Source organism: Paraburkholderia sejongensis (assembly GCF_020880815.1).
Classification (GTDB): Bacteria; Pseudomonadota; Gammaproteobacteria; order Burkholderiales; family Burkholderiaceae; genus Paraburkholderia; species Paraburkholderia sejongensis.
In genome coordinates this window covers 51,525-71,520 of sequence record NZ_JAJITD010000026.1, presented here as the reverse complement: position 1 = coordinate 71,520, position 19,996 = coordinate 51,525, and the positions used below count along the sequence as shown (strand labels likewise).

At 61.7% G+C, this 19,996-nt stretch carries 24 protein-coding genes; 1 reads left to right on the top strand and 23 read right to left on the bottom strand.

The window, feature by feature from the left end:
* Positions 1-3 precede the first annotated feature (3 nt).
* The 14 genes from LJ656_RS32575 to LJ656_RS32510 form a co-directional block, all read right to left on the bottom strand.
* Positions 4-771, bottom strand: a complete 768-nt coding sequence (locus LJ656_RS32575) for a TrbJ/VirB5 family protein (protein WP_230513566.1) — start codon at positions 769-771, stop codon at positions 4-6.
* Positions 772-800: 29 nt separating this feature from the next.
* Complete coding sequence (locus LJ656_RS32570) at positions 801-3,263, bottom strand: VirB4 family type IV secretion system protein (RefSeq protein WP_230513565.1); 2,463 nt, start codon at positions 3,261-3,263, stop codon at positions 801-803.
* Positions 3,257-3,565: a VirB3 family type IV secretion system protein gene (locus LJ656_RS32565; RefSeq protein WP_176112727.1), complete on the bottom strand. Its 309-nt coding sequence runs from the start codon at positions 3,563-3,565 to the stop codon at positions 3,257-3,259. Before LJ656_RS32565 ends, LJ656_RS32570 begins: the two co-directional genes overlap by 7 nt.
* 1 nt (position 3,566) lies before the next feature.
* Positions 3,567-3,920, bottom strand: a complete 354-nt coding sequence (locus LJ656_RS32560) for a TrbC/VirB2 family protein (RefSeq protein ID WP_230513564.1) — start codon at positions 3,918-3,920, stop codon at positions 3,567-3,569.
* Between the two features lie 12 nt (positions 3,921-3,932).
* Positions 3,933-4,982, bottom strand: a complete 1,050-nt coding sequence (locus LJ656_RS32555) for a TadA family conjugal transfer-associated ATPase (RefSeq protein WP_230513563.1) — start codon at positions 4,980-4,982, stop codon at positions 3,933-3,935.
* Between the two features lie 340 nt (positions 4,983-5,322).
* Complete coding sequence (locus tag LJ656_RS32550) at positions 5,323-6,654, bottom strand: vWA domain-containing protein (protein WP_230513562.1); 1,332 nt, start codon at positions 6,652-6,654, stop codon at positions 5,323-5,325.
* 9 nt (positions 6,655-6,663) lie between these two features.
* Positions 6,664-7,578 (bottom strand): hypothetical protein, encoded by a 915-nt coding sequence (locus tag LJ656_RS32545; RefSeq protein WP_230513561.1) that lies wholly within the window; start codon positions 7,576-7,578, stop codon positions 6,664-6,666.
* A 107-nt stretch (positions 7,579-7,685) separates the two neighbouring features.
* Positions 7,686-8,711 carry an ATP-binding protein gene (locus LJ656_RS32540; RefSeq protein WP_230513560.1) on the bottom strand — a complete coding sequence of 342 codons (1,026 nt, stop codon included), beginning with the start codon at positions 8,709-8,711 and terminating at the stop codon, positions 7,686-7,688.
* 264 nt (positions 8,712-8,975) lie between these two features.
* Entirely contained in the window at positions 8,976-10,310 is a 1,335-nt protein-coding gene (locus LJ656_RS32535) for a hypothetical protein (RefSeq protein ID WP_230513559.1), read from the bottom strand.
* A gap of 104 nt (positions 10,311-10,414) precedes the next feature.
* A complete protein-coding gene (locus LJ656_RS32530) occupies positions 10,415-10,930 on the bottom strand; it encodes a hypothetical protein (RefSeq protein WP_230513558.1) in 516 nt (171 codons plus the stop codon).
* Between the two features lie 240 nt (positions 10,931-11,170).
* Positions 11,171-11,623, bottom strand: a complete 453-nt coding sequence (locus LJ656_RS32525; protein ID WP_230513557.1) for a hypothetical protein — start codon at positions 11,621-11,623, stop codon at positions 11,171-11,173.
* Positions 11,620-12,012, bottom strand: coding sequence for a hypothetical protein (locus tag LJ656_RS32520; RefSeq protein WP_230513556.1), 393 nt, complete (start codon positions 12,010-12,012; stop codon positions 11,620-11,622). The genes LJ656_RS32525 and LJ656_RS32520 overlap by 4 nt, the downstream gene beginning before the upstream one ends.
* Positions 12,013-12,094: 82 nt before the next feature.
* Positions 12,095-12,556, bottom strand: coding sequence for an outer membrane lipoprotein (locus LJ656_RS32515; RefSeq protein WP_230513555.1), 462 nt, complete (start codon positions 12,554-12,556; stop codon positions 12,095-12,097).
* A gap of 94 nt (positions 12,557-12,650) precedes the next feature.
* Positions 12,651-12,800, bottom strand: coding sequence for a hypothetical protein (locus tag LJ656_RS32510; protein ID WP_230513554.1), 150 nt, complete (start codon positions 12,798-12,800; stop codon positions 12,651-12,653).
* A 534-nt stretch (positions 12,801-13,334) separates the two neighbouring features.
* Between LJ656_RS32510 and LJ656_RS32505 the strand changes: the two genes are divergently transcribed.
* The gene (locus tag LJ656_RS32505) at positions 13,335-13,730 is read left to right on the top strand and encodes a hypothetical protein (RefSeq protein WP_230513553.1); all 396 of its coding nucleotides are present in this window, start codon (positions 13,335-13,337) and stop codon (positions 13,728-13,730) included.
* 44 nt (positions 13,731-13,774) lie between these two features.
* Here LJ656_RS32505 and LJ656_RS32500 read toward each other — a convergent pair whose 3' ends face one another.
* From LJ656_RS32500 to LJ656_RS32460, 9 genes are all read right to left on the bottom strand, one after another.
* On the bottom strand, positions 13,775-14,863 hold the full coding sequence (locus LJ656_RS32500; RefSeq protein WP_230513552.1) for a hypothetical protein: 1,089 nt from the start codon (positions 14,861-14,863) through the stop codon (positions 13,775-13,777).
* A 105-nt stretch (positions 14,864-14,968) separates the two neighbouring features.
* The gene (locus LJ656_RS32495) at positions 14,969-15,145 is read right to left on the bottom strand and encodes a hypothetical protein (protein WP_230513551.1); all 177 of its coding nucleotides are present in this window, start codon (positions 15,143-15,145) and stop codon (positions 14,969-14,971) included.
* 56 nt (positions 15,146-15,201) lie between these two features.
* Positions 15,202-15,672 (bottom strand): hypothetical protein, encoded by a 471-nt coding sequence (locus LJ656_RS32490; RefSeq protein WP_230513550.1) that lies wholly within the window; start codon positions 15,670-15,672, stop codon positions 15,202-15,204.
* A gap of 91 nt (positions 15,673-15,763) precedes the next feature.
* Positions 15,764-16,576, bottom strand: coding sequence for a PRTRC system ThiF family protein (locus tag LJ656_RS32485; protein WP_230513549.1), 813 nt, complete (start codon positions 16,574-16,576; stop codon positions 15,764-15,766).
* On the bottom strand, positions 16,573-17,217 hold the full coding sequence (locus LJ656_RS32480; protein ID WP_230513548.1) for a PRTRC system protein A: 645 nt from the start codon (positions 17,215-17,217) through the stop codon (positions 16,573-16,575). Before LJ656_RS32480 ends, LJ656_RS32485 begins: the two co-directional genes overlap by 4 nt.
* Positions 17,214-17,942, bottom strand: a complete 729-nt coding sequence (locus tag LJ656_RS32475) for a PRTRC system protein B (protein ID WP_230513547.1) — start codon at positions 17,940-17,942, stop codon at positions 17,214-17,216. Before LJ656_RS32475 ends, LJ656_RS32480 begins: the two co-directional genes overlap by 4 nt.
* 10 nt (positions 17,943-17,952) lie before the next feature.
* Entirely contained in the window at positions 17,953-19,098 is a 1,146-nt protein-coding gene (locus tag LJ656_RS32470) for a PRTRC system protein F (RefSeq protein WP_230513546.1), read from the bottom strand.
* A 96-nt stretch (positions 19,099-19,194) separates the two neighbouring features.
* Positions 19,195-19,413 carry a PRTRC system protein C gene (locus LJ656_RS32465; RefSeq protein ID WP_230513545.1) on the bottom strand — a complete coding sequence of 73 codons (219 nt, stop codon included), beginning with the start codon at positions 19,411-19,413 and terminating at the stop codon, positions 19,195-19,197.
* A gap of 12 nt (positions 19,414-19,425) precedes the next feature.
* Positions 19,426-19,902: a PRTRC system protein E gene (locus LJ656_RS32460; RefSeq protein WP_230513544.1), complete on the bottom strand. Its 477-nt coding sequence runs from the start codon at positions 19,900-19,902 to the stop codon at positions 19,426-19,428.
* Between the last annotated feature and the right edge of the window lie 94 nt (positions 19,903-19,996).

The following is a 19,996-nucleotide window of genomic DNA, read 5'->3' as shown; positions in this document are numbered from 1 at the left end:
GACTTATTGCCCCAGTACGTTCGATGTGCCCAGCGTTGAGTTATAGGCCGCCCGCTCCTTGTCCAGCCTGATCTGGAGCGCGGCCTTCGCGGCATTGCGCGTCTTGTCGTCCGCGGTTTGGGTCGATTCGGCAACGGCGTCGCTCTGCTGCTTCGCGGCCATCATCTGCAGCATGTCGCTGTTCTGGCTCGCGACGATGTCCAGCAGGTGCGTCGTGAGTTGCGCCGTCGCTTCGGCAGTCGGCGACATGTTCAGCTGGTCCTGAATCTCCTGACGGCGCTTGGCGAGTGTGCTCACGTGCGAGGTCACATCGTTGCCCATCTGGAAGAGTTGCTTGGCCGTCTTGTCGTTATTGCTGATGAGCGTGCTCTGGTCGGAAAACCACTGCGCCGGCGTCTTGCCAGACTGCGTGATCAGTGCCTGAACCTTCGTGGCGTACTCTGCGTTCGACTGCAGGCCGCCGTACAGGGACTTCAGCGTATCGGTGTACTTCGTCAGATTGCTGATGTCGGTGGTGATCGAGTTGGCCTGTGCCAGCATTGCAGCCGGATTCAGGTTCGTCGCCTGCTTCAACTGGTTCAGCATCATCTGATACTGATAGATCAGGTTCGTGTCCTGGTAGACCTCGCCCTTCACCGCACCGATGGCGGTCATCGTGTTCTGGATCAGGTTGGTCGGGTCGATAACCGGCAACGTCGCGTGACTGTGCTCGGCGAAGCCGAGGGTCAGCACGGCCGTCGCCGTCGCGGTGCGGAGCAGTTTGTTGAACATGGTGAGAGTTTCCAGGAGTAAGACTGACGTTATGCATTTGCCAGGACGTCGCGCACGTACGCGTCCTGCCAGTTGTCGACGCCGGACTTCACGTGCTTGTCCAGAATCGCCTGCGCGCGCCCATCGGAGCGGAGATAGGCAAGCGATTCCTTCGGGAAGCTCGCCTGCAGCATGCGTGTCTGTGTCGACGTGACCCACAGGTAGTCGCGATTGGGCACCGCGTCGGAAATCATCCTGATCTGGTGTTCAGTCAGGCCAAAGATGTCCCGGTACAACGCCTGGTTGTTGATCGCATCGCTGTTGGGCAGGTAGATGATGTTCGGGATGTTCTCCTTCATGATCTCGAAGTTCGCCACGCGCGCGAGCTGCCCGAGCGATTGCGTCGCCATGAGCAGGGCCGCATTCAGCTTCCGGATGGTCACTGCCCAGATTTCGAGCCGTGCGTAGAACTTCGGATAGGTGAAGAAGAACCCCGCCTCCTCGATCTCGATCACGGTGTAGCGCTTGCCGTCGAGAATCTGCGCGATGCGGTAGAACGCGTAATCCATGAAGAGCGCGGCCGCCACCGGAAAATTCTGGAACAGGTCACCCATCTCGATCGACAGGTCGTCAGAGAGCGAAAACCCATCCTCGACGTGATCGAAAAAGCGCCCGTTTTTCTGGCCCTCCGTCCACCCGGCCAACCGCTCGCGGAGGTCGTCGGGTAGCAGCGTAATGAGGCCGGTCAACCGCCACTTGTCGCGCCCAAAGCCCTTTGCGAGCGTACGGATGCGCTCGAAGATGATCGTTTCCTGCTGCGGAGTGCAGGTGAAGTCCTCGCCCTCGATGACGAGCTTCACCCACTCGGCAACATACGGCCAGTGCTTTTCGTCACCGATCAGCGACAGTGGGTTGACCGACGTGGCCGCCTCAAAGCGACCCGTCGCGTCGATGAACCGGCCGCCGCCTAGTAGCGTCGGGATGCGCGTCGAGCGGTCCTTGTCGAAGCGGATGCGCCGCGCGCCGTGTCGCCCTGTCTGTGACATCAGGTAATTGAGGATCACCGACTTGCCGGCGCCGATCGGGCCGACGACCAGCGTGTGCGCCTTGCCGCCCGGGTGATGCAGATCGACGTTCTGTAGCGTGCGATGGCGGGTCGGCAGGCAGGTAAGCGGGCCGGTCTTTTTGCCGGACTGCTGCGTCAGCCACTCGTTGACGGTCGATCCCTCGCCGACGCTGCACAACGGCGCAATGTCGGAGACGGCCGGCGTTTCAACGAATTGCAGGCGCTTCTGCTGATCCCAGCGCCCCGGCAGTGTCGAACACCATGCGGCAAAGAGATTGTCTTTTTCCACGATGACGCCGAACCCGGCATTGCCGATGACGCCGACGACCTGCCGCGTGGCGTCTTCGCATTCCTCGGGCGTGTGGCCGTAGACGATGACCGAGATGTTCGCAAACCCGTACTGCTGACCTTCAGCGTCCAGCTTCGCAAGCGCCTCGCTGGCCTCTTTCGCAAGCTGCTCGCGGCCTTCGTCGTTTTTCTGCTCTTCCTTCGTCGCCCACTGCTTGAGAATCGCAACCGGGTTGAACGCGGCCGCCTTGTAGAAGCCCCGGATCTTGCGGATATAGGCGCCCGCGCGCGAGGTGTCGAGAAAGCGGAACATGACGCAGACGTCGAGCTCGGCATCCACCTGCGAGAGCACATCGAGCGCCGCCTCCTGGAAGCCCATCCACTCCTTTACACCAATGATTCGCGCATACACCTTGCCGTGGGCCGATTCAAACATCAGCTGCTCGGCGCCGATCGTCACCTGCGTTTCGGTCAGGTGCGTATCAAGCATCGTGACCGGATAGCGCACCCGGCGCTTGGGCGTGCCCGGATTCGCGCGCTGATGGAGGAACGACAGCGCGTTCTGCAGTTGCAGCCGCTTCATCTTCAGCCGGGTGACGCCGCCGGTGAACCCGTCGATGACGGCTTCGAACCGCTTGATCTCGTTCTGCAGTTTCGTCAGATCGAAAACGAAGGCGCTGCGGGCCAGCACCATATCCTTCGCGGCCTCGAAGAGCGCGACGAAGATGTTCTTGCCCCCGACCATCATGTGATAGCCGATCTTGTCGAAGATCCGCGACAGCCCGGTCTCCGGCGTGAAGGCGAGCGCGAGCGAATGGGAATTGCGGAAATACTTTCCGCTGCCAATGTTTGCCTGGTTGATGGCGTCGATGCGCGCGTCCGCCTCGGTGTTGAAGTCACCTTCGACTCCACCTTTCACGCGTCGGTGCGAGACGCGCCACCAGGCGGTGACCCGGTGATCGAAGTTCCGGCACGCGTGATCAAGGTTGTCACGCGCGGCCGTGATGTCGCCCGGGTTCGGCGTGTCGGCGTCGATGCCGTCGAACTCGAACACGGTGAGGAGCGAACCATCCTTGTCGAGCACAATCTCGGGCGTAACGAGCGTCATCCAGGGTGCAATCTCCTGCACCGCGCGCTTCTCGAATGACATTTTCAGCATGGGAGATCCTGATCAAACCCGTAGGGGCGCTTGAAACGTGCGCTGAACTTGCCGTGCGGCTCGGGCGCGTAAACATCGGGATAGCGGTTGTAGATCACCATGACCAGCCGCCACCACGGGTCTTTCGAGCTACGCCACCGCAGGTAAAAGTGCACGACGACGCCCAGCACCAGGAATGACGGCGTCCAGCTCGTGTACGTAAGCAGCGCCGTGAGCGTGCCGTTGAGGATCGCCAGCATCCGGTCCGCCCCGCCCATCTGGCGCGGCAATGAGAGCCCGCGGCTGACCTTGTGCTGGCGCATATCAGCAGGCCGCAGTCATGTGGAAGTGATCCTTCATGATCGGCACCGCGACCGAGGCGATACCGAGACCGACGAGCACGACCGAGAACGTCTTCGCGATGTTGCTTTCCGAGTTCGCCACGGCAACGCCGCCGATCACGATGAGGATGATGCCGATGCCGTACAGGTACGGGCCGCTGATGAGGTTGCTGATCGTGCAGATGATGTCCGTCAGCCCGGTCAGTGTCGAATAGTCGCCGGCCGCCATCGCCGCTGCCGAGGCAACGCTCAGCAGCGCCCCGACGATCATCGGCTTGCCCGGGCGCAGCTTTCTGGCGACTGCTGCGGCTGTACTGAAAAACTTCCCTTGCTTCATGTGGTGCTCCCGTTAAAAAACCCGTCGTAGGTCATAGTCGTTGTTGTGAAAGCCCCGGATTTCGAGGATTTCGGAGACGTGCCGCATCTCGCCTGTGCGTTTGAAATGCACCACGTAGTTGAAACAGTCGGCGATGTTTTTCCGCATGTCGTCGAGTTCCCAGCGTGAACCTGTCGGTATGCCGAGCATCGCGAGGCTTTCCAGGCGGCTCAGCGCGGTTCGCGCGTTGTTGGCGTGAAGCGAGGCGAGGCCCCCGTCGTGGCCCGTGTTGAGCGCCTGGAGGAGGTCATAACCTTCACCGCCGCGGACTTCACCAACGATGATCCGGTCCGGTCTGAACCGCAGACACAGCGCGACAAGCAGCTGCGTCGTCACGTTGGTGTCGGCGTTGGACAGAAGGCGCACACGGTTCGGAACCTGAACCTTCAGTTCCATCGTGTCCTCGATGGTGATCACACGCTGATCTTCGGGAATGACGCCAACCAGTGCATTGAGGAACGTGGTCTTGCCCGCGGAGGTTCCGCCGGCGACGAGAATGTTCTTCCGCGACTGCACGAGCGCCTTGAGCGCGCGCATGAGCCCTTCGTTCTCGATGCCTTCCTCGAAATGAATGGCTTCCGCTTCCGCCGGACGCGCGTTTGCCGCCGAGAACGCGCCCATGCTGACGTAGTCGTCGAGCGTCATCTTCGATTCGCGGTGCTTGCGGATGCTGAGCGCATGCCCGTCGATGGCGGTCGGATTCATGACTGCGGCGATACGCAGGTTCTTGTGACCGGCGTTGATGATTCCCCTGTCACTGCCCGCGTGTGCCGATTTGTCCACCGAGGACGCGAGGGAATGGATCGCGCCCTCAAGGTGCTCGGGGCGCAGGTCCACATTGACGCGAGACATCACGCCGCGGTGCTCGATCCACACATTGCGATGGTCGTTGACCATGATTTCCGCGAGGTCGGGCGCGTCGAGCAGCTCCTTGAGTGGGTTGAGCGCCTCGAAGAACATCGCGACAGCCTCCGCTTTTAGCGGCTGAAGCTTCAGCAAAGGATTGTCGTCAAGGTCTTGCATGCGCGGCTTTCTGGGCGGTCTAACATGCGACTATTGTTCTCGCTGGCCTTGCCGGTCAGGCTTCAAAAGGGGCACGAAATCGCGCGGCTTTCGCGTTTTGCGGCGAGCCTGGTCCGCCATGATCTTCATCGTTGGCTATCGCACGGCAGCGATGGCACTGGCAGGGCCGGATTTCCATGCGGCGCGTCGCCGTTTAACGCGTTACAGACCCAAACCCGGAAAGACCCCCAAAAACGTGTAGCTTTCCGGCGCACCGGCGCGGTATTCGATGGTTTGCGGAATGCGGCAGGCGAAAAAAAACCCGGCACGAGGCCGGGTTGGGTTGAAGAAGCTGGAGACGTCAGCAGATGACTTCAACGGTCTCGCCGAACGGCGCCTTCCGCGCCCGCGTGAGCGGTGTGGTCGACGCCCACAGCACCGGGTAATGGGGTGCCGAGGCCGGAAAAGAACCATGCATGTCCGTCAGATAGACCAGAAAGGCCGGATTCAGTCCATCGGCCGCCACGCGGTTGAACGGATCGGTGAATGCCGTACCGCCTCCACCGCGCACAGGCTTGATCTCCGGCGAGTCGCCCCGCTCGAACACCTGCACCTGTGTGACACGGGTATCGCAGTCCATCACGATCAACCGGGCGGGCTTGAGCGTGTGAAACACGGACAGGATCTCCGCATCGAACTGCGCCTGCGTCTCGTCGAACACCGAGCCGCTGGAGTCCCGCACAAAAACGGCGTCGCCAACTGCCGGCGTATGCAGCGAGGGCAGGTAGAACCCAAGATGCAGATACCGACGATTTGGCGTGGCGAAGCTGTAGTCGGTCGGCGACGACTGCTGCGCGAAGCGGTGAAGCACCGCCCGCCAGTCAACGACCGGTCGTACCGCCGCGCCTGCCATTGCCTGAAGATCGCCGGGCAGCTTGCCGCGCATCTGCGCAGCCTTGGCGGCCTGCACGACGGCGACTTTCCACTCAGCCTCCTTCACCGGCTTGTCCGCGCCCTGATACTGCCGGACTTCGCCGCACGACGAGCCAGGCTCAGTTGCGGCATCGCCGGAGCCACCTGATGGTGAGGGTGGTTGTGCGCCGCTTCCTTTGCCACCCGGCCCCGGCCCTTGCTTCGCATCCGGCTTTCCACCTTGTTTGTCGCCCTGGCCCTTTCCTGCTGGCCCCGACGACTGGCCATCAGCTTGTAGCTTCGGCGACGGCTGCGGTTGCGACTGCGGATCAGGCTTCGGCTGCTTCTGCTTCGCTTCCTGGGTCAGCACGCCGTAAATTTCCTCAGCAGACTTTCCAGCGAAGCGCGCAGCGTTGAGCACGTCTTTCGGCAGCACGAAGCCGGACGACAACACGATCGGGTTGATCGCATAGTCACCCGCCTCATTCCAGCGGCGATCGTCACGCGGCCCGCGACGCCAGCAGTGGCCGTTGGCCACATGCATAACCTCATGCGCCAGCACGCCACGCAGCTCAAGGTCAGTCAACGTGTCGATGTAGTCGGGGTTGTAACCGAACGACTCCCCGTCTACCCAGCACGTCTTCGCCGAGCGGTCCTCGACCATCCGCAAGCGCAGCGCGAGCGCACCAAAGAAAGGCTGCGACAGGACAAGCTCCGTCCGCTGCCTGGAAATGCGCGGATGGACCGCGCCATTGCCCTGTAACGTCACAGTGCGATCCATACAGCCCCCTTAGGCGACGAGCCGCAACTGGTCGCCCGCCCCGGTCCGCTCGATCTCCGTTTCCGGCGTGATGCCCATGAAAGCGGCCATGAGCTCTTCGATCTCCTGTGCCTTGCTGGCCACCTGCGACCGCAGAACGTGCGATTCTTTCAGCTCGGCGCCGGTGTGACCGGCGAGATGCGTCTTCGCCTGTTCAAGGATGTGGTTGAGCTTCGGATCGTTGGCGAAGTTCAGCTTCGGCAGCAACGCGCACAGATCGCGCACGTTGTTGGCCACGTCGAGGCGCACGTTGCCGGTCGCATACAGGCGGGAAGCCATCTGCGACACCGCCTCGTACAGACGCTGAACCAGATCCTCGTTCGCCGTGGCGATCGAGGCGAGCACATGCTGGTCGAGTTCGCTTTTCAGCGTCGTCAACACGTTCTCCGGCAGATCGACGCCGAACTGGCTCGCGTCCGGGAACGGCAGCACGGCCATCTTCACACCGAACTTCGTATGCAGTTCTGCGAGGGTCGGGTAATCCGCCTCGTTGAACAGCCCGTTGAGTTCGGCGCGCGCCAGCTCCTTCAGGTTCAGGTAGTCGGTGAGGAACACGGACACCGCGAGATCGAACTCGTCTTTCAACGAGCGCATCTTGTCCGCGAATTCCATGTACACCATCGTCGGCAGCAGGCGAACGCCAAGCTGGTCGTACTTCAGCGAGTGATCGTAGAAGTAGCCGCGGATGCGGCTGGCGATCGTCAGCACCTCCTTGTAGCTGGGGGCGTGCTCGGGCAACAGGCGTTTGTTGAATCTGCCGATGCCCTTCGCATGGTGCCGGTTTTCGACCTCTTCGGTGGCCTTGCCGTCGAATCGACGGGCAACCCACGTGGAGATCGTGACCGAGCACAGCATGACTTTCGACTGGATGTTAGAGATGTTCATGAGAAAACTCCGTAGAGAAAGGATATGGATGACGCAAAGAAAAAAGCCCCGGGCGTCGGTGGACGCCTCAGGGCAAGGGGGTTGAACTGCTTGAGGAAAAAAGTGGCTTAATCGCCTTTGATGATCTTGCCGATCTCACCACCCTGCGCTCGGATGAAGGCGTAGGAGTTGGCGACGGCCGGCGAGCGTTGCAGCGAATCGCGCACGAGCAGCGCGGCGAACTCGCGGTGTCCCGCTTCGATCAGCCGCTCGGTGTACGTCACCACCCGCTCGAAATTCGCCTCGGTCGCGCGGCCCGCAAGTGCGGCCGTCACGGCGTAAAGCGCTGACGTCTTCTCGGGAATCGGCGCCGTGTCCGGCGTCGCGAGAATCGCGTCCGGATTCGGCAGTTCGCGGAAGATCTGCAGGAAGCTGACAAGCTCCGTTGCAGCGCCCTCGCCGACCGACCCCGCGTACGAGATGTGTTCCAGATGCTTCGGCACCACGCCCATCGTCTTCGCGACGAATCCCCAGCTTCGGGGGCTCGGCACGTTTTCGATGTCACGCGACGTCTTCTGCACGGAGAGCAGGTCGGAGCGGAATCGCAGGAACGCGATCAGCTCGACCGGCACGCCGGAACGAGCCGCCCAGGCAGTCCAGCCGTCGATCGTCGGCTCGAGCTCAACGACCGTCGCAAAGCGCGAAATGACAGGATCGAGAATCCCCGTTACGCCGGCGTTGTCGGTGCGGCGGTTGGTGGCCGCGAGGAACGTGACGTGCGGTGGCAGCACATGCGCGCCGACGCGCCGCGCCAGCAGCAGTTGCATCTTCGCAGCCTGAACGGCAGGCGAGGCCTGTCCCAGATCGTCGAGGAACCAGATGAGCGGGCGTCTGGCCGTCATCGCGCGCTCCAGATCCCCGAACGGCAGGAACTTCGCAGTCGAGCCGTCTGCGGAAGGAAACGGCAACCCTTTCGAGTCGGTCGGATCCTCAACGACGGGATGGCTGATCAGCAGGTCGTGATCGGTGTCGCGAGCGGTCTGCTCGACGATGTCGCTCTTGCCGATGCCCGGGCGACCGGTGATGAGCACCGGCAGACGCTTCGGAACGTACAGCGAGAGCAGTTCGGTCAGTTGTGCGGGCGTAACTTTCATGATGGCTTTCCTGAAAAGAGAAAGCCCCGAAAGGACTACGCCCGTAGGGACGCGGTCCCTGTGGGGCGATAAAAGAATGCCGACGTGTCGGCGAGGTCGATGCGTCTATGACGCGGGAGATGACACCCAGTGTAGGGAGCGCCGGCCGCGCGCAATGCCCGAATCGTCGCTTTTTCATATGGCCTTATGCCCGCAGCCTTATGGACCAGACGAAAAAAAACCCGGCGCGAGGCCGGGTTGGTCGAAAACAACCGCATCAACAGATCAGGCGTGGTGAGCCACCTGCAACGGGGCGAACACTGCCGGATGGACGCTGCCGGCGGCACGGGTCGCCTGATGTACTTCGATAACACGCTGGCGAGCCTGCGCAGAACCGGCCGATTCCCACTCGGCCTGACAGGCTTCGTCATAGCCCGCGAGCGCGAAGATGCCGCGGCGACGGACTGCGGCTCGCACGCCGAGAAGCCTGATGCCGAACACGTCACGCACCGTCTGCTTCGCGACGCGGTTGCGCTCGTCGGGGCAGTCCATGATCTGCAGCAGGTAGTGCACGTCGCCGCTGTCGATCGCTTCCGAGATCTCGTTGCCGAGAGCGAAAGTCTCCCGTCCATGCTCCAGCAGCGCGATCTGCATCTGGAGATCAAATGTCCGTTGAGAAATCTCCCTGGCCGTGCGTTCCTTGCGCAGCCGTTCCACCGTCGTATCCCACCGCTTGTCCGCCATGTTCTGCCGGTACAACTCAGCGAACTTCGATACGGCCGTACCAAGCGGCTGCGGAGTCGCGTAGCGATCAGGCAGGCCGTGTGCCTGGACAAGCCCGTGTCGGAACAGGAGATCGTCGATCTCCTCGAACGTCGGAGAATTCGGCGCCAGACGCATCACCATCGCGAGCAGCGCCGCATTGACCGGACTGATTCCGCCCTGTTCCCGCCGCATCACACTGGCGAGCACCCGGACCTTGTCAGGCGGCATCGTGCCACGCAGTTCCGGCACGTCGACCAGCACCCTGCCCCAGCTCATGTCTGACGTGAACCGGTCGGGCAACTGGCGATACTCCTCCAGCACCGCTTCCGGAACCGCCCAGCCTTCCGCGAGTGCGTACGCGACGTGAACTTCGTGCCGGCCGCTCCGATGCCTCGTGCGACCGTATTCCGGTCCTGCGTAGCGAAACCCGAACCGCCGCTCGCATTCAGACTGCAGGAGTTCGAACAGGTCCAGGCGACCTCGCGCATCCCCCGCCGCCTCGACCTGGTCGGACGAGAAAATCAGGCGGGGCGTCGATGCCAGGTCGAACGCGTCATACAGCAGCTTCCAGTGCGAGCGTCGGATCTGCCATACAGCCTGCAGAACGCCGTTCGGGCGGAAGTACGCGCCGTCGATCTCATCGATCAGTGAAAGGAAAACGTCGCGGGCCATGCCCGGCCGGCGCACCGTGAGCGCGCCGTTGTGACGGATCACCTGAACGGGCTGGCCGCCATGCTCCAGCACAATTTCCGACGATTCAAGCGCAAGCAGGCGGGCGTCGGTCCTGAATACCGCCAGGACTTCAAGCAGCGTGCCGAGGGAGAGGGAAAGACCAGCGAAGGAGAGTTGGTACACGATTGCTCCGGGAAATGAAGAAGCGGGCAATCGTTCCCTTTGTCGGGCCGAATGCCCGCAGAGGGTTGAATTGAGGGTTACGCCATGCGGCGCGAGGAAACGGGTTAAGCGACGTCGATCGCGTTGGCGATAAAGCGCGCCAGTTGCCATGCTTGATCTGCGACGAACACCTTCGCGCGCAGAAGCGGCATCACGGCATAACCACGGCCGGCAACGTCCGGAATTTCCGTGCGCGTTATCCAGTCGACGTGAACGATCCAGCCTTCGGACCTGCCGATATCAACGGAGACAGCCACCCGGTTCCAGACGCTATCCGCGGGCCAGACCCGGTCCATGCGCGCGCCGCTGGTGGCCTCGTCGGGGTCGTCCAGCGTGTTCGCAGCCACGAGCCATTCGGGCTCAAGCTCCGTCCCGCGCAACACCTTGCAGAGCAACGAACATACTTGGCCGACGGTCCTGCCTTCGACGTCCAGCCGTTGCTGGCACGCCAACGAATCAGCGCGCGTACCTGCGATCGCGGCCACGATGGTTCCGGTTCCGGTTCCGGTTCCGGTTCCGGTCGCCGAGGTTACGGCGACGGGCTGCTGGTAGCCCACGGGCTTCACAAATGCATGGTTCATTTCTGGTCTCACAAAAAGAAAAACGCGCCCGAAGGCGCGTCCAAAGGTCGAAGAAGACGAAAAAAAAGCCGCTCCCTGACGGGTGCAGCCCTATAGATTCAACGCGGCGTCACGCCGTGTCGTCAGTCATGTTTGCCCCAAGCGCGCTCACGATCGCGCTTGACACCGTTGTTGTTGGTCCAGAGAAAAAACGCTGCAATGGACACGCCCACAACGAGAGTGACAATGTTCGCAACCATTTCATTCTCCTTTCATTCCAATAAAACCAACATACCACAATATTATCGCAACTGAGGCCAAGATCGCTGCTCCTGCCACCGTTGTCAAATCCAGGGTGGACGCCGCATGGAGGTATCCGATAAGGCCGCCCACGGACGCAGCCGAGAGCGTATGCAGGTACCGAGCGTTCTGCTGCCGCTGGTCTTTTGTCGGATTAAAGAGTTGTTCAACGCGTGACCTGGGTTGAACCGGGACACCGATCTTGCGCAGCCCCCCGGTATCCACTGTCACTGGCAACGTTGAACCGTTGTATTCCAGCACAAACGACGGGGAGCATTCGGTTGCTTCCATCAGATGCAGCAGCGCCTGCAGACGCGGGGGCAAATGCACGCGTCCCGTTTCTTCATCGAGAGTCACCCTGTCGTCAATCGTCGTGCCGCACGAGTACTCGACTTTGACTTTTGCCAGTTTCATCGACGCCCTCCAGAAGAGGTGTCGATGCCGCCTGCCAGACGAAGCCCGTCGAGGAACGACTGATAGCCTCGCGTCGTCTCGATCTGCTCGAGCGGCACGTAATTTTCGCCGCCACCCGTGAGGTCCGAGCGACCGCGACGGGTCCGGAAGCTGAGCGCCACCGGTTTCTGACACGGTCGGTCAAGCACGTCGACAAACAGCGTCTCGGTGCGAAGCGAGACGCGCCCCGGAAAATTCCGGCGCGACGGTTCGACGACGATTTCATGGGAACGCAGACGCAGGTCATGCGCCACCCGCCGAAGAACGCGCGAGGCCTGCTGCTGGAGAGCAGCGGTAGCGCCGGCGCCAGCGGATCGACGATCCGCGTAGAACAGCTTGGGAAATTTCATGATGCACCTCGAATAGACGAGGCGACTCCCTTGCGGGGAGTTGCCCCGCAAGGGAAGCGCGCCGGTCAGAGCGCGCGGAAGGTCAGTGGGTGATCCGGTAACCGGAACCGCTGGAAATGAGATAGACGTGTTCGCCAGGAGCGAACTGCTGATCGTCGACCTGCGTCACAACAACGGGCTGTCCGTTGGCGCGGCGCACGAAAACTTCGACGCCGCTGTGACGCGACATCGCAGCGCTGACGTGCTGGGAGATGAATGCGCCAGCAGCGCCCGACAGCGCGCCCGAGACATAACGGCCGCGCCCGTTCCCGATAACCTGGGAGCCGAGAAACGCGCTTGCCGCCGCACTCACAAACGAGGTCAGCCCGGACGAATCCGAACTCGATTCGATGGTGACCTGACGAACCCGAATGATTGTCGCCTGCTCCATCTGGCCGATGCGCTGGACGTCGGATCGCTGATACGTGTTCGGCGAGCCGAAATCAGCACTTGCGCAACCGGTCAGGATCGAGAGGACAACGGCGTAAAGAAGAAATTTGAACATCGGAAAACTCCGTAGAACGGGGGAGTTTCCCTGTGGGGAAAGTCTCCCCACGTGGGTTAACGACTGTCGGCTTGCGGCCGGCGGTGGCAATCCGTCATTGAGGCAGCGTGATACCGCTGTATGAAGCGACACCGATGGCTACAAGCACGACGGATGTGAGAAACGACAGCATCTTCCACGCTTCAGCGTCCTGACTGGCGTACCAGACGAGGCTGCGGAAAGCGTGCTTGAGGGTCGAGGACATGAGCAACTCCTGAAAAATTCGGGAGCGCGAACCCTGATGGGAAGGCTCCCATCGGGACAAAAAAAGAAGGCTGACGCGAACGTCAGCCCTTTCAGTGATCCATTCAACGAGTGAATGGCTGGAGAGAAAAAATGGACGGTCCTCTGGAGGATCGTCTGGAGGTCGATGCGCAGTAGCGCAGGAATGAAAGCAGTTTATCCGCGCCGGGCCGCGGTCATGCCGACAATGCTTCGGTTTTCAGCCCCTCTCTCACCGGCAGCAAGAACAACGGACAAAAAAAAATGCCAGCCCGCAGGCCGGCGAATAGAGTTCGTTCTTCCGAGGGTGGTCACTACGAACTAGAGAGAGATTTCATTGTATCGACGCGCCACACAGCTAATCCCCCGAAAAGACACGTCATTACGGCTCGATTCGCCTTTAGCGATGCCAACCAACGGCGATGCCTTGACTTTGCGACGTGACTGCAAAGATAAAAGGACTCCGAGGCGGCGAAAGCCGCGCCCTCGGGTTTCAACTCACACAAGGAAACCTCTCATGCGCAACGACGCAACCGCTTCGCTCATCGCCCTGATCGTCCTGGCCATCCTTGGCGGTCTGTTCTGGATCTCGCGTTCTCTCGGAGCCAGCTTCTCGTCGGTCTGCACCGCGGCGGTACCGATCCTGTTCTCGGCGGTGATTGCTTTTGCAGCCTGGCGGTTTCTGGACGACTTCGCCCTGCCCCTCATCGCAGGTCTCTTCGTCATCGCCTGGCCGTCGATCTGGCCTGTGCTCGACAGCATCGCTAGCGGCGGTCGCGACACAGAAGACTTCTTCCGCCCGATGGGCGATCCGCAAATCAACAGCGACTGGGTGAAGTGGGGTGTCGAAGCACTTCTCGTTGGACTGCTTGCGGCCGCCATCTACGCACGTCGCCGTCGTCGCTACTGGTAAAAAAAAGCGCCGCCCCTTTCGGGAGCGGCGCTTGTCGACAGGGTTTAGACCAATTCGAGAATCATCTGGGCGAGCTCCGTGGATGGCGCCTTGTCGACCTGCTGCGTCGCAGCCGTGTCCTGAGGCAATATCCACGTCACCTGCTGGCTGCGCAGGTTGCACAGCTTGTACATCGCAGAGCCGCGCGGCTCTGCAGGCACATCGCCAAACCGGAAGCTGAACCGCTCAGGCGCCCGCCCCTCGCCGTCAGCAAGGCCGAGATAACCCGCCAGTTCGTCAGCAGCGCGCCCGCAATAGTCCTCAAGACCCTCTGGCATACGCGTGATTTCAATGACGGTCTCCGCTGGCAACTGGCCAGCGTTTCTCATCAGATCACGGTACACCGGAATCGCCGCCTTCGCGAAACCGGGCGCTTCCATCTCAACTGGATAGGCAACGTCCGTAATGAAGCTACCGATCGCCGAATATTGCCAGCCAGCGTTTTCCCACGGCCTCCCGTCGAACGAGACGAGCCGGTTTTCGGCGTCGATCCTGTAGCAACGCACCGCGGGCATCCGCTCGAGCGCCGAGCGATCGCGGGCCGGCAGCTTGAGGCCCGGGGCGACCGGCACATTCGAACAATCATGCTCCTGCAGCACACGCCACACGCTCAACGCACCGCTCTCGCCGTATATGGCTTCCAGCAACGCAGCATCTTTATGGAGCGAGACTCTAAGGCGCCCTCCCACCACTTCCTCCACGCGGTGAGCGAGTCCGGCTGCGGTCAGGCTGCTGCGGACGTCGTCAAGCGCCGCCACCGGAATGGCGGCATGAAAGGACGTGGAAACGTGTAACAGGAACGTCCAGTCAGGAAGCCGCAACGGCTTTGCCAGCAACGACCTCCAGGTGGCGATGTAGTTCTCCGGCCGGATATAGCCAGCGCGGCTTTGCAGCCCGCCGCCTTCGCACGACGCAGCGTTCCTGAACACCCTGCGCATGACGTCGGAATATCGCCCGAAAGCAATGGCAGACCATCGATCGATGTGCGGATAGCAATTCTTCTCGTATGTCCGTTCAAACAACGCGAACATCCATTCGCCATCCGCCGCCTGAAAAGCGCCGACCTTCTTGCCAGTCAACACAGTTGCACCCATCTGAAGCTCCGATATGTAGATGCGGAGCAGCCCCCAACGGGCTGCACCCGCTGAGGGAAAAAAAGGGAATTACCGCCAGAAACGGCGGCAGAAAAATGGTCCGGCTTACGAACGGCTACGGGCGCGCGGATTCAATGGCGCTTCCGCACGCATCCGTCCACGCAGAAAGAAGAACACTTCTGTCCGCCCTTCACTTTCTTCGTTCATGTTTTCGATGAACCACCACAGGGCGTATTCGAGCGGCTCCCGCTCCAGATACGCGATAGTTTCAGCAGTTGTCACAGGACTTCCTCAGACAGAGAAAATGCCGCCCCGAAGAGCGGCAGGCGAATGGTCTCTTACGACCGGGAAACCCGAGGCATCAGGGCAGACGTGACCAGATGCCTGAGGCACAGCAGAACGACGCCGTACATCACAAGCGTCAACAGGCCAGCGAGCCAGCCTCGACCGCCGAAACCTGCCAGCGCGCCGCAGATGAAACAGACCTTCACTGCAACACCGGCCAACAGCCAGTCTGCGAGGCGCCGGCCGCGCGACGCGATGACATCGAGGAACGCATTGCGGCGCTTCTCAGTCGCAATCGACGCCGCGAACAGCAACGCTGCGACTGCAAGCACCATGAGCAGCCGCCTGCCGACTCCAGCGCTGACGAGCGCCTCGTGATGCAGGACGGCCTGCGCGACGGATTCGAGCGCCGGCACTACCGCGTAGTGGTTGGCCGCATACGAAACGACGGCGCCGACCGCGGCGGACTGGGCACAGCGAATGAACATCTTGCCGACCGAGGTCGAGGGTTTTTGCAGGGTCATTGAGACTCCTCCAGTTCAGATAGGGAATTCGATGGCCAGCCGAAGCGGGGACATCGGAGAGGTATAGCGCCGCGCCCTGAACGGGCGCGGCTCAGACGGAAACCTTGGCCTTTGCAGACTTCCGGGTCTTTTTCACAGGCGGCTTTGGCGCGTCATAGCCAAAGCGCGCCCATGCCGCCGGGTCGATCGGAATCGGATTCGTTCGCCCCGTTGCGAGGTTCACGAATACGCCCGAGAAGTTGAGGCCACCATTGCGAAACAGCGACCACAACAGATTGAACGCCTGCACCGAGATCGCCTGATTGATGACCAGCGACTGCTTGCGCAGTGCATCGGCCATCGAGCAGGACGGCGCATCGTCGCCCTTGTCATTCTTCGCATTCAGCAGGTCGGGGAACAGGTCGCCCACATGGGGCAACCTGTCATGCCGCGCCTTGCCGAATTCGCCGAGAATCACCTGGCCACGATCCGTCTCGTTGCCGCAGTCGAGGTAATAGCGAACCTTGCCTCGCTTCGCTGCCTGCGCGATCGCGTGACGCGCGCGACGTGAGTCGACGCAGCCGATCACCATATCCGCGTATAGCTTCAGCTTCGAATCCACGCGGCGCGGCTCGGCTTTCCAGTTCGTCCCCATCAGCAGATTCAGGCGATTCACCAGCAACGTCGCCTTGTACTGGCCGACGTCGTTGGGATAGAAGCCCTGCCTGCCGACGTTGAACTCGCTGACCGTGTCGTCGTCATAGACCACGCATTCGATTCCGCCCGGGTGCCCGAGCTCGATCATTGCGTGATGCAACCGCGCAAGCGAGGGAAGCAACGCGCTGCCGGTACCGCCAGCGCCCACAACCACGATCTTCCACGGTCCGCTCAGCATGTGCGGCGGTGTCGTATGTAAAAGCGTCATACGACCTCCGCCGCCGACGTAGCCAACGCAGCCCGCCAGCGCTCAGGTACAGCACGCTGGACCTCGAAGCGGCCCTTCGCGCACAACCGCAGCGCGACGGACGGCACCTGATGGCAGTGACCGAGCACCAGCGCCAGCTTCACATCGTGCTGATCGTCACGATCGTCGGTCGATGAGAAGTACGCCCGGCCGCGACCATGCGAATGACAGTCAACCACCAGCCATTCGTCAGCTTCCAGCTCCGGTCGTTCGTAGTGCAGGTGCGCCGGGCTGTGCGACAACGAAGGGAGCGGCACCAGCCGGAACGCGCCGGTCGACGCATTCCACGTGATCCACGCGCCGACCTCGTTGGGCAACGCTGCGCGCGCCATACGAGCGAAACCGGCCACCAGATCGGTCGGCACCGCGCCACAGCGGACTTCCGTCGCGTCGGCCGCCTCGCCATACGGCACGGGCGTGCGCCAGCTGAACGAGCCCAGTCGCCGCACCAGCCGTATCCACGGACGGTCGATTTCGAGAAACACGCCGTTGGACGCAATCAGCAGCCGCTCGCCCGGTGCGGACATCGGGACGACCGGCTCGCGCGTCGGCACCATGACGGACGGAAACGAGCCCTGTAACACCTGATCGACTGGATTCATTCCTGACCTCCAATCGCTCCGGCGACGAGCTTGCCCGCCGTGGCGTCTTTCATCTGCACCAGGACCTCGAGCGGGAAAGCCTCGAAGCTGCCGTCGAGCATGTCTTTCCAGAACGCGTAGAAGCCGTTCTTGTACTCGACCCGCTTGCCGCCGTGATTCGGGTGGGTGAACGCGGAGGCGAAGAAAGCTTCCTCCCATCCGGCGATCGCCGAGACCTCAATGCGCCGCGGAACATTGGCCGATCCGATGCAGATCTTGCCGCGGTCCCACGTGTTGAAGTACGGAGGCTCGAAAAGCGCCGTCGATGGCTCCGGTCTGCCGTCGCCTTTCAGCGCGAAAACCCGGAAGCCATTCGTGCTGGCCTGAAACACCAGCCCGGGATGAGGCACCACCGAACTGCGCTCGCCAAGCTCCTCGCACCTGAAAAACACGCGTCGGAGCGCCGGCGGGCACCACCACGTCACCGCGGCCGATGTGACGCCCAGCACCGTGGCCGGGAGAAACTCAGCCTTGGGCGCGGCATTGCGATCCAGTTGCGCGAGGGCCACGACGAGCGCCTTGCGATCCAGCGGCCGGCCTGCACCGATAATCGGTCGTCCGGTCTTGGGCTCGGCCCCGACCGGATGCGCCGTTGCATAGTGCGCGCCGTTCGGACCGGTATAGAGCAACAGGGCCGATGACAGCGTCACGTCGTGACCCGTCTGGCCAATCGAAACATCATTCATGGGAAAACTCCTAGGTAGGGTCCACCACCAGCGCCATCAGGTGATCGAGGTGATGGAGCATGCGTAAGCCGAGGCTCCATTGCGCGTACTGCGCGCGGATAGCCCGCCGGTTGTCGGAAAAGGAAATGAAACGGCTGTACTCGGACGATTCGCCTGCCGAGAACGCGTTGTTCATGTGGTCGTCGAGCAATTCGCTGGTCCGCTCGTTGTGAGCGAGCACGAACGTGCAACCGGAATAGATGGGCTGTGCGTCATAGCCGTCAGCCAGACAGTCGGACTTACCAGCCTTGCGCAACAGCTGCTTCAGAACGAGAAGGTGATCGCAGACCCTCGCGACCAGTCCAGGTGAAGCCGTGCGTAGCTGCCGCAACTCGTTTTCAGAAAGGACCGAAGAGCGAACCCGTCGCCCTTCGACCTTGTCCGGACCACGAATCTCATTGGGACAAAGCAGCGGCCGCAGTACGGATGGCAGGTAGCGCCCTATTACGTCGTCATCCCCACCATAAACGTCCTCGAGCCACTCACGCGCGTCGTCATCCGTCGCGCTCTCGTTACCCTCCCAGTGCAGGCACGAGGCCTCGCACAGGAACCAGCCGGGAGTGCGAACAAGAACCGTCTTCCCGGAAACCCGATCGACGATATTGAAAATCGTGTGCCGCAAAAGCGGATGGGCTCGGCGCAGCGGTTCCGCAAAAGCGCCCACCTCGTGCACCCACTCATCGGTGCACTTCACGCCCAGATGCAGCGGCGTGCGAGGTTTGAAGTCATCGTGCTCATACTGATGCTGGATGGCATCCATCACCGCCTTGGTGTCGCAAAGCTCGAGTCGGAACGACAGGAAGCGAAGCGGCGCCGGCAACTGCCGGCGCACCCACGCAAAGAATGCCTGCTGAAAAGCGTCAACCGGACTGACCGGAGCATCAACGTCCTCCGCCCGCAGCGGACCGTGCCGGAACTGCTCGAGCACGATCGCATCAAGCGATGCATCGTCACGCCATTTGACCGACGCACGCGCGGGCACTTCCTCACAAACATCCGGCAGCGTCAGAACACAATCGGCAGGTCGATGCTGGGCAACGGCAGCGACTGGCGGTTGCCAGGACGCACCGACGCCTGCATCGACCGCTCTATCAGTGAATGAAGGATCGAACAGCATTGGCGGACCTCGTCGTCATATAAAAAAACCGCCCTCTCGGGCGGTTCCTGATTGAACCCGTTGGCCGGGTCGGCAAGAGCCTTGAGAAGCGTCTGCTTACGCATACGAACCCTTGGCGCCCGCCGCGCGGACAAACTTGTAGGTCGCGACATCTCCGGAAATCTCGGGGCCATCGACGGACGCAGTCGTCAGCTCGGGGTACTGCGCCGAGTAGAGATCGCGAACGTCTTCAGCCGAGAACGCCGGACCGGGATCGGCAAATGCAACGCCGTTGTACGAGAACTGGCGAACGAGAGCGGTGATCGAAATCGACATGACCGTGCCTCCTTAAAAGAGCGAAGCGAGGTCGGTGCCGCTCGAAACAGGCTCAGCAGCCGCCGGAGCGTCCGTTTTGCCTTCGTTCCCTGCGGCGGGCGCGTCCGACACCGACGATTCACTGTCGTCATCCCCTGCGTCCCCGTCTGGCGCCCCTGTGGCAGCGGCCTGCGTGCTTCTGCCTGCCTTGCCCGAGAGAGCTTTGGTCGCTTTCGTGACCTGGGCTTTCTGCGCCTCACCGAGGATCGCCGTCGTTGCGGCCACCTGTTCGGCCAGCGACACATGAGCGCCGGTGTACGTCGCCAGATGTTCGGCGAAGCCGGCATCCAGTTCCGCCGCCGTCGCGGTCATGACGAGCGGCTGACGCAACGCCGTGTCTTTCGCCTCGCCTTCCGGCATGACGACCACGGCCATCGCATCACCCTTCATCTTCAGAGCCAGCTTCAGCCCACCGCACGACTTCAACAGCGCTTCAAGTTCAACGAACATAAATGCTCCACAAATAAAAAAGGACCGCCCGAGGCAGTCCATGAAAGAAATGAAGCGGGCAGGATCTATCCGCTTCGGTCGATGCACCAGAGAG